Annotated in this window: 6 protein-coding genes and 1 rRNA gene; 6 read left to right on the top strand and 1 reads right to left on the bottom strand. The window is 63.5% G+C overall.

All coding sequences use genetic code 11. The annotated features are described in order from the left end of the window. Window positions 1-20 precede the first annotated feature (20 nt). Both QF015_RS13145 and QF015_RS13140 read left to right on the top strand, forming a co-directional pair. Window positions 21-470, top strand: coding sequence for a ribonuclease domain-containing protein (locus QF015_RS13145; RefSeq protein WP_310202511.1), 450 nt, complete (start codon window positions 21-23; stop codon window positions 468-470). 6 nt (window positions 471-476) lie between these two features. Further along, entirely contained in the window at window positions 477-836 is a 360-nt protein-coding gene (locus QF015_RS13140) for a barstar family protein (RefSeq protein WP_310202509.1), read from the top strand. Between the two features lie 123 nt (window positions 837-959). Here QF015_RS13140 and glgP read toward each other — a convergent pair whose 3' ends face one another. After that, entirely contained in the window at window positions 960-3,584 is a 2,625-nt protein-coding gene (gene glgP / locus QF015_RS13135) for an alpha-glucan family phosphorylase (RefSeq protein WP_429389522.1), read from the bottom strand. A 125-nt stretch (window positions 3,585-3,709) separates the two neighbouring features. Between glgP and QF015_RS13130 the strand changes: the two genes are divergently transcribed. The 4 genes from QF015_RS13130 to QF015_RS13115 all read left to right on the top strand — a co-directional run. Then, a complete protein-coding gene (locus QF015_RS13130) occupies window positions 3,710-5,794 on the top strand; it encodes an alpha-1,4-glucan--maltose-1-phosphate maltosyltransferase (protein ID WP_429389520.1) in 2,085 nt (694 codons plus the stop codon). Continuing rightward, entirely contained in the window at window positions 5,794-7,590 is a 1,797-nt protein-coding gene (treS, locus tag QF015_RS13125; protein ID WP_091552796.1) for a maltose alpha-D-glucosyltransferase, read from the top strand. The genes QF015_RS13130 and treS overlap by 1 nt, the downstream gene beginning before the upstream one ends. Before the next feature lies 1 nt (window position 7,591). Then, on the top strand, window positions 7,592-11,245 hold the full coding sequence (locus QF015_RS13120; protein ID WP_429389518.1) for a 1,4-alpha-glucan branching enzyme: 3,654 nt from the start codon (window positions 7,592-7,594) through the stop codon (window positions 11,243-11,245). A gap of 532 nt (window positions 11,246-11,777) precedes the next feature. After that, window positions 11,778-11,948, top strand: a 16S ribosomal RNA gene (locus QF015_RS13115); the annotation flags it as partial.

Raw genomic sequence — 11,948 nt, 5'->3', positions numbered from 1 at the left:
ACGCATCAGGAGTTCTTAGCATGAACCGCAGCCGCAGCAAACTGGTGGCTTTCGCGGGGTTGGTGATCGCCGTCGTCGTGCTGGTGGTCGCCATGGTGGGCGGCGGCTCGCTGACGACGCAAACCACGACGCCGGAACCTGGCTCGGTGACGTCGTCGGCGGCTTCCGTCGTGGAAAACCCGTCGACACTGCCCACGATCAACGCCTCGCAGCTCCCCAAGGAAGCCCGTCAAACGCTGGCCCTGATCGCGAAGGGCGGCCCATACCCCTATGACCGCGACGGCGTGAATTTCAGCAACTTCGAAGGCCTGCTCCCCAAGAAATCCGGCGGTTTCTACAAGGAGTACACGGTGCCGACGCCCGGGGAATCCGACCGTGGCGCCCGCCGGATCATCGTCGGCAAGGACTCCGCGAAGTACTACACCGCGGACCATTACGCATCGTTCAAGTTCATCGTCGAAGGCAAGTAGGAGCCCATGAAGATCTATTCCGCAGACACCTGGACCCTGGAAGAACTACAGGAGCAGATTTCCGACGCCGGCCGCAGGACCGTGATGGTCCCGCCGGCAAACACCAAGCAGGCAGTCCTGGAGGTCTTCGCGCAGGTCCTGGACTTCCCCGAGTATTACGGCGTGAACCTGGACGCGTTGAATGACTCCCTGCACGACTACGCAGATGCCCTCTCAGATGACGACGGCAGCCCGGTCACCATGATCTGGCAGGTCCCGGCGGCCTACCGCACAGACCGTTCCTTCGGAGTGGTCTGCGAAGTCCTCCAGGACGCCGAACGCTACGCCGGCCGCGACCTGGCAGTCATTGCCGTCTTCCAAAACTAAAATCGCGAACCGGCTGCACCTTCTGCGCCCCATTGGGCAACAGTGGTCCGGAGGCGTGCGTCAAAAGCGAGGAACAAGCTAGCACGCGGAGGATCAGTGTTGCCCAGTAGGGCGGACAAAGGCTTAGGCGTTCGCGATCAACCCCAGTTCAGCCTTGGAAGCCAACGCCGAGTGCTTCGGGAACACCCGGACGGTGTAGCCGAAGGAGCCGGACCGGTTGATGACCAGGGAGCCGTGGAAGAGGTGGCGTCCGCCGCCGAGGTCCTCCAGCGAGTCCAGTTCGGCCACCACGATGTCCTCGAGCTCGTCGGATTCCTCGGCACGCCCAAAGGCAACTTCCACGGAGACATCGTCGGGGGTGAGGCTGTTGAGGGCCACGTAGGCGTTGACCTGGAGGGTGTCGCCCACTTGGGGTTCCTCGGAGACACCCACGGAGTCAACGTGTTCCACCACTACCTGGGGCCAGGCGTTCCTGACCTTGGTGGTCCAGGCGGCGAGTTCCTTGGCTTCCTTGAAGCCTTCGGCAACAGCCCTGCGCCCGGAAACAGCAGCGGGGCAGTAGAGATTGTTGACGTAGTCGTGGAGCATGCGTTCTGCCGACACGGCTGGACCGAGGTGGGCCAGGGTGTGCTTGATCATGGATACCCAGTGCGTGGGCACCGTCTCCCGGCTGGACTCGGACGGTCCCGCGGCTCCGGCGCCCTGGTCGACGGTGGTGCCGTAGAAGCGCGGAGCCACCTGGTTCTCGAGGAGCTCGTACAGTGCGGATGCTTCGATGTCGTCACGTTCGTCGGCTGAGGCTCCGTTGTTGGCGGTGGGGATCGCCCAGCCGTTTTCGCCGTCGTACATTTCGTCCCACCAGCCGTCCAGGACGGACAGGTTGAGCGAGCCGTTGATGGCGGCCTTCATGCCGGAGGTGCCGCAGGCTTCCAGGGGGCGGAGCGGGTTGTTGAGCCAGACGTCGCAGCCCGGGAACAGGGTCCGGGCCATGGCGATGTCGTAATTGGGCAGGAACACGATCCTGTGGCGGACCTCGGGATCGTCGGTGAAGCGGACCAGGTCCTGGATCATCTTCTTCCCGGCGTCGTCAGCAGGATGCGACTTGCCGGCAATGACCAGTTGGATGGGGTGTTTGGGATTCAGCAGCAGGGCCTTCAACCGCGCGGGGTCGCGCAGCATGAGGGTGAGGCGCTTGTAGGTGGGTACGCGGCGCGCGAAGCCGATGGTGAGCACGTCCGGGTCCAGCACGGAGTCGGTCCAGCCGAGTTCCGCGTCAGCGGCGCCGCGCTTCTTCCACGACGCCCGGAGCCGGCGTCGAACGTCCTCGATGAGCTGTGCTCGCAGCTCCCGGCGGAGTGCCCAGACGTCTTCGTCACTGACGTTGTAGGCCAGGTCCCAGCGGCCCAGCGCTTCTGCTTCGGCACCGAACTGGTTCCGGGCCAGGGAGGAGATGCGGGGGTCAACCCAAGTGGGCACGTGGACGCCGTTGGTGACGGAGGTGATGGGGATTTCGGAGTGGTCGAATCCTGGCCACAGGCCGGCGAACATTTCGCGGGACACCACGCCGTGCAGTTTGGCCACGCCGTTGGCGCGTTGCGCCAGGCGCAGGCCCATCACTGCCATATTGAAAACGGAAGGGTTGCCGCCGTCGTAGTTTTCGCGGCCGAGTTCCAGGATGCGGTCGGTGGGCACGGCAGGGGCCAGGCCTGCTTCGAAGAAGTGCTTGATCTGCACGGTCTCGAAGCGGTCGATGCCTGCGGGGACGGGCGTGTGCGTGGTGAACACGGTGGAGGCACGTCCGGCAGCGAGGGCCTCTTCCCAGCTGAGGGGCACGTTGGGATCGGACATGGCTTCCTGGATGCGTTCGATCCCCAGGAACCCTGCGTGGCCTTCGTTGGTATGGAAAACTTCCGGAGCGGGCGTTCCGGTCAGCTCCTGGTAGACACGCAGCGCTTTGACGCCACCCATGCCCAGGAGGAGTTCCTGCTGCAGCCGGTGGTCGCCGCCGCCGCCATACAGCCGGTCGGTGATGCCGCGGGCGGCCTCGTCGTTGGAAGGAACGTTGGAGTCCAGCAGCAGCAGCGGAACGCGTCCGACGTCGGCACGCCACACGTGCGCGTGGAGCTCGCGGCCGTTGGGCAACGGAAGGGAAATGTGGACAGGCTTGCCGGGCGCGCCGTCCTTGCCCGGGTAGCGAAGAAGCGTCAGCGGCAGTCCGTCGGGATCCAGGACCGGGTAGGTCTCCTGCTGCCACGCGTCGCGGGACAACGACTGCTTGAAGTAGCCGGCCTGGTAGAGGAGCCCGACGCCGATCAGCGGCACGCCGAGGTCCGAGGCGGCTTTGAGGTGGTCGCCTGCGAGGATGCCGAGGCCGCCGGAGTACTGCGGGAGAACTTCGGTGATACCGAATTCGGGGGAGAAGTACGCTATGCAGGCCGGAGCGTCCTCACCGAGGCCCTGGTACCAGCGCGGTTCGCTAAGGTACCGGTCCAGGTCGGCCGCGGCGTGCTGCACGCGCTCCACGACCTCGCCGTTGTTGGCCAGGTCCTGCAGTTGTTCGCGGCTGATCGACCCCAAGAGGGCTATGGGGTCGTGCTGCGAAGCCTCCCAGAGAGCCGGATTGAGGCTCGCAAAAAGTTCCCGTGTGGGCCGGTGCCAGGACCAGCGCAGATTGGTCGCCAAACGGGCCAAGGGCCGGATGGGCTCGGGGAGGACGGTACGGACTGTAAACCTTCGAATTGCCTTCACGAGCGCCACACTAACGGACTCACATGGCAGCGGGAACTGCATCGGGTTTCTTTTAGGTAAAAGTCATCTTGCGTCGAGTAGATAGGTCGTGTGCTTAGCATTCTCTGATTTTTGTCGCTAACGTCGTGCTTGTGACGAATACCGCGCGAACCATCACCGCCCTGAAATCCAAGACGAAAACGGACATCACCGACGGACTTCGCTTCGGCCGGTTCCCGATCACGGCTGTCCAGCCGGTGGTTGAGGGTGGCCGTTTCCCCGCGAAGGCCTTGCCTGGCGAGGACCTCGTTGTCGGCGCCACGGTCTTCCGTGAGGGCCACGACCAGCTTGGCGTGTCGGCCGTATTGCTCGATCCGAGGGGCAGGGAGCGCCAACGCGTGCGCCTGGCGCCGGCGCAGGGTGAGCAGTGGAAGGGCCTCGACCGCTGGGAGGGTCTGATCACGCCAGGTGGCACCGGCGCATGGTCCTTCGCCATTGAGGCTTGGCATGACCGCTACGGCACCTGGCACCACAACGCCGAGGTGAAGGTCGCCGCCGGCATTGACGTGGAGTTGATGCTCGCCGAGGGCGCTGCCCTCCTCTCAGGAGCAGCCGACGACGCCGGACGCACCGGTGCGGAGAAGCGCACCTTGCGTGCCGCTTCCGTTGTGCTGGCCGACACCACCAAGTCAGCCGAGGAGCGCCTTGGCGCCGGTTTCAGCCCGGAGGTGCTGGCCGCCGTCGAACGTCTTCCGATCCGCGAACTGGTAACCGTGTCGGAGCGTTTCCCGCTTCAGGTGGAGCGCGACCTCGCAGGCCGCGGTGCCTGGTACGAGTTCTTCCCGCGTTCCGAGGGCGCCGTGCTGGACCACTCCACGGGTACGTGGACTTCCGGTAATTTCCGCACGGCAGCCAGGAGGCTCGACGCCGTGGCGGAGATGGGCTTCGATGTCATCTACCTGCCGCCCATCCACCCCATCGGCTTCCAGCACCGGAAGGGCCGCAACAACACGTTGACGCCGGGGCCGCAGGACCCGGGTTCGCCGTGGGCCATTGGTTCCAAGGATGGTGGACACGATGCCATCCACCCTGAACTGGGAACTTTCGAGGACTTTGACGCTTTCGTGGCGCGCGCCAACGAGCTGGGCCTTGAGGTCGCTTTGGACCTCGCGTTGCAGGCAGCGCCGGACCACCCCTGGGTGACTTCCAACCCTGAATGGTTCACCACGCGGGTGGACGGTTCCATTGCCTACGCTGAGAACCCGCCGAAGAAGTACCAGGACATTTATCCGCTGAACTTCGACAACGACCCGGCGGGCCTTTCCAAGGAAATCCTGCGGATCGTCCAGCTGTGGATCAGCCACGGCGTGAAGATTTTCCGGGTGGACAATCCCCACACCAAGCCTGTGTGGTTCTGGGAGTGGCTGATTGGCAAGATCAACAAGAAGAACCCCGAGGTTGTTTTCCTGGCGGAGGCCTTCACACGCCCGCCGATGATGCATGCCTTGGGTCGCGCGGGGTTCCAGCAGTCCTACACGTACTTCACCTGGCGGAACACCAAGACCGAGCTGGAGCAGTACTTCCACGAGGTCAGCCACGAGAGTCCGGCGTTCTTCCGCCCGAACTTCTTTGTCAACACCCCGGACATCCTCACCGAGTACCTGCAGTTTGGCGGTCCGGCGGCCTTCCGCATCCGGGCTGCGTTGGCCGCGACGGCCAGCCCGCTCTGGGGCGTCTACGCAGGGTACGAGCTGTACGAGCACGTGGCCCGCCCGGGCGCCGAGGAGTACATCGACAACGAGAAGTACGAGTTCAAGGCGAGGGACTGGGAGGGTGCCGCGGAATCCGGACGGACGTTGGCGCCCTACATCACCAGGCTCAACACCATCCGCAAGAACCACGTAGCGCTCGGCGACCTGCAGAACCTGACCCTGCACAGCAGCACGGATGATGCCACGATCGTGTACTCCAAGCACAAAACGCTGCCGGACGGCACCAAGGACACCTTGATCATCGTGGTTAACGTGGATCCGCACAGCGCCCGCGAAAGCACGGTCTCCCTGGACCTCGCAGCCTTGCAACTGGACCCGCAGGACTTCACGGAGGACGGCCGGTTCCGGGTGGATGACCTGATCAGCGGCCAGAGCTGGGAATGGGGCGAGCACAACTACGTCCGGCTGGATGCCCATGTAGAGCCGGCACACATCCTGAGCATCCGGAGGCAGCCTTAGTGAGTTTTTCTCCGCAGAACCCGAGCCAGTACTTCACTCCGAAGAACACCTTCGAGCTGAACGCCCCCGGTCTCCAGCATGATCCACACTGGTACCGCAAGGCAGTGTTCTACGAGGTACTGGTGCGGGCCTTTGCGGACGCCAACGGGGATGGTTCCGGCGATTTCCATGGGTTGATCGAGAAACTGGATTACCTCCAGTGGCTTGGCGTTGACTGCCTCTGGTTGCCACCGTTCTTCCATTCCCCGTTGCGCGATGGCGGCTATGACATCGCGGACTACACGTCGGTGCTGGATGAGTTCGGTACCATCAGCGACTTCAAGCGTTTGGTGGCGGAGGCGCACGCCCGGGGTGTCCGGGTGATCATCGACCTTCCGTTGAACCACACCTCGGACCAGCACCCCTGGTTCCAGGAGTCCCGGAAGGATCCCACGGGTCCCTACGGCGATTTCTATGTGTGGAGCGATACGGACGAGAAGTACCAGGACGCGCGCATCATCTTCGTTGACACCGAGGAATCCAACTGGACGTTCGATCCCATCCGGCGGCAGTTCTTCTGGCACCGTTTCTTCAGCCACCAGCCGGACTTGAACTTCGAGAACCCCAAAGTCATCGAAGCGCTCTACGACGTGATCCGGTTTTGGCTGGACCAGGGGATCGACGGCTTCCGGGCAGACGCCATTCCGTACCTGTTCGAGGAAGACGGCACCAACTGCGAGAACCTCCCGGCAACCCACACGTTCCTGCAGGACCTTCGCCGGATGGTGGACGCGAACTACCCCGGCCGGGTGATCATCGCGGAGGCCAACCAGCCGCCCCATGAAGTGGTGGAGTATTTCGGCACCGAGGAAGCTCCGGAGTGCCACATGGCGTTCCACTTCCCCATCATGCCGCGGCTCTACTATGCGCTGCGGGACCAGAAGGCCGCACCCATTATCGAGACCCTGCGCGACACCCCGGACATTCCCAAGGGTGCCCAGTGGGGGACGTTCCTGCGCAACCACGATGAACTCACCCTGGAGATGGTGCCGGCCGAGGAACGCGCAGCCATGCTGGGCTGGTACGCCCCGGATCCCCGGATGCGGGCCAACATCGGCATCCGTCGCAGGCTGGCGCCACTGCTGGACAACTCCCGCTCCGAGATTGAGCTCATCAACGCGCTGCTGCTTTCCCTGCCCGGCAGCCCCTTCCTGTACTACGGGGACGAGATCGGCATGGGAGACAACATCTGGCTCGATGACCGTGATGCCGTCCGTACCCCCATGCAGTGGAATCCCGACCGCAACGCGGGTTTCTCCGGTGCGGATCCAGGCAAGCTGTACCTTCCGGTCATCCAGTCGCTGGTCTACAACTACAGCATGGCCAACGTTGAGGCGGAGGCTGCGCACTCAGGTTCGCTGCTGCGCTGGACCCGGCAGATCCTCAGCGTCCGCAAGAACCACCCGGTGTTTGGCTTGGGTGGATTCCGGCACATCGAGGCGGACCATGAGGTGGTCCTGGCCTATGTACGGGAACTGCCGGCGGGCAACCCGGAGGGGGAGGACGCGGAAACCATTCTGTGCGTGTTCAACCTTTCCCAGCACCCCGTGGCGGCAACGTTGGACATTCCCGAATTCGCGGGCCGCGGCCTGCGCGACATTTTCGGCGGCCAGCCCTTCCCGGCCGTCGGCGACAACGGTCACCTGACCGTGATGCTGGGCAGCCACAGCTTTTACTGGCTGCGGGTCCGCTCGGCGTTTTCCAATCCCTCGTCGCCTTTTACCCAGGCGATTCCCGTGGTGACCTCCAAAGGATGAGATGAGCAAGGAAAACTTGAACCCCTCCGTTGAAGGACTTCTCCGGAACTGGCTGCCAACCAAGCGCTGGTTCCCGGTCAAGAGCCCCGATTTTGTGCTGGAGCAGGTGGGAGGCTTCAGCCTCCCGGGCCTTGGCAACGACACTGCGTTTGAGGTGGTGCTGCTGGCGGTGACCTACCGGACGGCCGACGGCGGTCCCCGGACTGACGTTGTGCAGGTTCCGTTGAGCTACAGGAGCCAACCGCTGGTGGATGCCCCGGCGGCGTTGTTGGGCGAGTTCACGGATGCCTCGGGGCTGCACCTGGTGTACGACGCCGTTTACGATCCGGATTTCGTCACCTCCTGGTTGGAGCTGATGCGCAGCGAGGGAGCGGTGGGAGGTGCCCAGGGGCATCTCACCCGCGGCCGCGTGGCGCTCCCGAAAAACCCCACGTCCGTCCGCGTGCTGTCCGGCGAGCAATCCAACACCTCCGTCATCATCGACGACGGCGATTCAGCAGCGATCCTAAAAATCTTCCGGGTGCTGGCCGCCGGGAAGAATCCCGAAGTCGAGCTTGGCGCCGCACTGACCGCAGCGGGAACCAGCGAGGTTCCGGCGACGCTCGGCTGGATAACCGGCTCGTGGGAGGGACCGGCATCGGACGGTTCCACCGCGGCCACCGGCGAACTGACGGTAGCGCACGAGTTCCTGCTCGGAGGGCTCGATGCCTGGCGCCTGGCCGTAGAGGCAGCGGCGGCCGGCAAGGATTTCACTGCAGAGGCCCGCGGGCTCGGGGCGGCGACCGCGACGGTCCATGCCCGGCTTGCCGAAACCTTCGGCACCCAGGACGGACAGGAACAGGGCCCGGACATCATCGCGACTGTAGCCCGACGCGTCCGCCAGTCGTGGGCAGAGGCCGCATCCGCCGTCGGGCCCTATGACGAGAACCTCGACGAGTTGTTGGCGGCCCTGGATCCCCGGGACGTTGGCCAGTTGCAACGCGTTCACGGCGACCTCCACCTGGGCCAGATCCTTTTGGTTCCCGGCGCTGAGGGGCGGCCGGGGCGGTGGGCGATCCTGGACTTCGAAGGCGAGCCGCTCCGCACCATCGATGAACGCAATACCCCGGATCTTCCCCTGCGGGATGTCACGGGCATGCTGCGCTCCTTCGACTACGCCGCCGGGGCCGCCATGCGCGAGAATCCGGACGCCGCAGTGACCGCAACCTGGGTTGACGACTGCGCTGCAGCGTTCCTTGAGGGGTACATCGATGTCACTCCGGGAGCCATAGACCGCCGCTCGCCGCTCTTTGTGGCATTGTGGCTGGACAAGGCCTTATATGAGGTGGTCTACGAGCTGCGTAACCGGCCCGACTGGTTGTCGATCCCGGTCAACGCCTCGCGACGAATCCTCGACAACACAAGCCGCGGCAAGCATGCGGCAGCTACAGCGGAAGGTAATGACATGACTGGCTCTGCACGCACCGAACGGCCCCGAGTCCCCCTGCACGTGGACTCCGAGACCTTGGAACGCGTGGCGGCCGGCGCCTACCACGCGCCCCACTCCGTGCTCGGCGCTCACTTGGACGATCACGGCCACGTCACCATCCGCACCGTAAAGCACCTCGCGAAATCCGTGGCTGTGGTGACCGAAGCCGGCCGCACCGACATGACGCATGAGGCCCACGGCGTCTGGACTGCCGTCCTTGAACCGCTGCAGGCCGGCCACGTGCCGGACTACCGTTTGGAAGTGGTGTACGACGCCGAACCCGTCACCATTGATGACCCGTACCACTACCTGCCTACCGTGGGTGAGGTGGACCTGCACCTGATTGGTGAAGGCCGTCATGAGCGCCTCTGGGATGTCCTCGGTGCGCACGTACAGCACTACCGTTCCGCACTGAGCGACGTGGACGGAGTCTCATTCGCAGTATGGGCCCCCAACGCCCAGGCAGTCCGCGTCAAGGGCGACTTCAACGGCTGGGACGGCCGCTCCCACGGAATGCGTTCCCTCGGCTCTTCAGGCGTGTGGGAACTCTTCATCCCGGGCGTTGTAGCAGGGGCGTGCTACAAATACGAGATCCTGACCAAGGCCGGCGACTGGATCGAGAAGGCCGACCCGCTGGCCTTCGGCACGGAGGTTCCGCCGTTGACGGCCTCACGCGTGGTCGACGCCAGCTACCGCTTCAAGGACGCGGAGTGGATGGACGCCCGTGCGCGGAGGGACCCGCACAACTCGCCCATGAGCGTTTACGAAGTGCACCTGGGGTCCTGGCGGCTGGGCCTTGGCTACAAGGAACTGGCCAAGGAACTCGTGGACTACGTGAAATGGCTTGGCTTCTCCCATGTGGAGTTCATGCCGGTGGCTGAGCACCCCTTCGGTGGATCCTGGGGTTACCAGGTAACGTCCTACTTCGCTCCGACCTCACGCTTCGGACACCCGGATGAGTTCAGGTTCCTGGTGGACTCCCTTCACCAAGCGGGCATCGGCGTGCTCTTGGACTGGGTTCCCGCCCACTTCCCCAAGGATGCCTGGGCCCTGGCCCAGTTTGATGGCCAGGCCTTGTACGAGCACTCGGACCCCGCGCTGGGCGAACACCCGGACTGGGGAACCCTGATTTTCGACTTCGGACGCAGTGAGGTCCGGAACTTCCTGGTGGCCAACGCTCTCTACTGGCTGGAGGAATTCCACATCGACGGCCTGCGCGTGGATGCCGTGGCGTCCATGATCTACCTGGACTACTCCCGCGAGGAAGGTCAGTGGCGTCCCAACAAGTTCGGAGGCCGGGAAAACCTCGAGGCGATTTCCTTCATGCAGGAAGTCAATGCGACCGTCTACAAGTCGCACCCGGGTGCCATCATCATCGCTGAGGAGTCCACGGCATTCCCCGGCGTCACCGCACCCACCAACCATGGCGGCCTGGGCTTCGGACTCAAATGGAACATGGGGTGGATGCACGATTCGCTCAAGTACATTTCCGAGGACCCCATCAACCGTAAGTGGCACCACGGAACCATTACGTTCTCCCTGGTCTACGCGTTCACCGAGAACTTCCTGTTGCCGATCAGCCACGACGAAGTTGTTCACGGCAAGGGCTCCATGCTGCGGAAGATGCCCGGCGACCGTTGGCAGCAGCTGGCCAACCTCCGTGCTTTCTTTGCCTACCAGTGGGCCCACCCCGGCAAGCAGCTCATTTTCATGGGTACCGAGTTCGGGCAGGAAGCCGAATGGTCCGAGCAGTACGGCTTGGACTGGTTCCTCGCAGATATCCCGGCGCACCGAGGGCTGCAGCTCCTGGTCAAGGATCTCAACGGGCTCTACACGTCTACGCCGGCTCTGTACGAGCGCGACAATGAGGCCGGTGGTTTCCAGTGGATCAACGGCGGGGACGCCGACCACAATGTCCTGTCGTTTATTCGCTGGGATCAGGACGGCAAACCGTTGGTCTGCGTCGTGAACTTCTCCGGTGGTCCGCACCGGGACTATCTCGTTGGCGTACCGGCTGCCGGGGAGTGGACAGAAGTGCTGAATACCGATTCTGAAAACTACGGCGGTTCGGGGGTGGTCAACGCGGGAGCGCTGCAGGCCACGACACCCGGTACGGACGGACAGCCCGCAACGTTGACCGTCACACTTCCTCCGCTTGGTGCTTCCTGGTTCGCGCCCGCTGAGTAAGGCCGTATGAGTAGGGCCGGCCGAAGTGGGCCGGCTCCAAGGATTCCGCGGGAGGGGAGGGTCCGGAGCTACCTGCTCCAGGCCCTCCTTCCCTGAGTTTCCGGGGATCCCGCGGTGGCGGTGGACCCCCCGGGAGATGGGTTTTGCCATCTCCCTCAGGTAGGGGTATAGTTAGTACCCGCGCTGCTCCCCAGTGGAGGCCGGTGAAACTGACAAGAAACCGCAAGGAAAATCAAGTCAAGCTTGCCGATTTGACCCGGAGGCAGGCAGCGTGTAAGTTTGAAAAGTTGCTCCGGAGCGATCCTGGACCCTGTGGGGTGTGGGTGGTGCCGGTAGTGTCTGTTGTTTGAGAACTCAATAGTGTGCCAAGTTTGTTGATGCCGATTGTTTTATTGATTGGTTGAAATTATGGCTGGATCATTGCGCACCCCCGTGTGTGGTGGTCTGGTTTTCAGCTGGTTTCGAATTTTGTGCAGCCGTGTTCGCCGTTATTTCCGGTGGGTGTGGTTGTGTCTGTTTGATTTGTTTTACTTCAACGGAGAGTTTGATCCTGGCTCAGGATGAACGCTGGCGGCGTGCTTAACACATGCAAGTCGAACGATGATCCTCAGCTTGCTGGGGGGATTAGTGGCGAACGGGTGAGTAACACGTGAGTAACCTGCCCTTGACTCTGGGATAAGCCTGGGAAACTGGGTCTAATACC

This window comes from Paenarthrobacter sp. TE4293 (assembly GCF_050435325.1).
Lineage (GTDB): Bacteria > Actinomycetota > Actinomycetes > Actinomycetales > Micrococcaceae > Arthrobacter > Arthrobacter nitroguajacolicus_C.
Note: the sequence above shows the minus strand (reverse complement) of the source record. Positions and strands in the feature narration are given on the sequence as shown.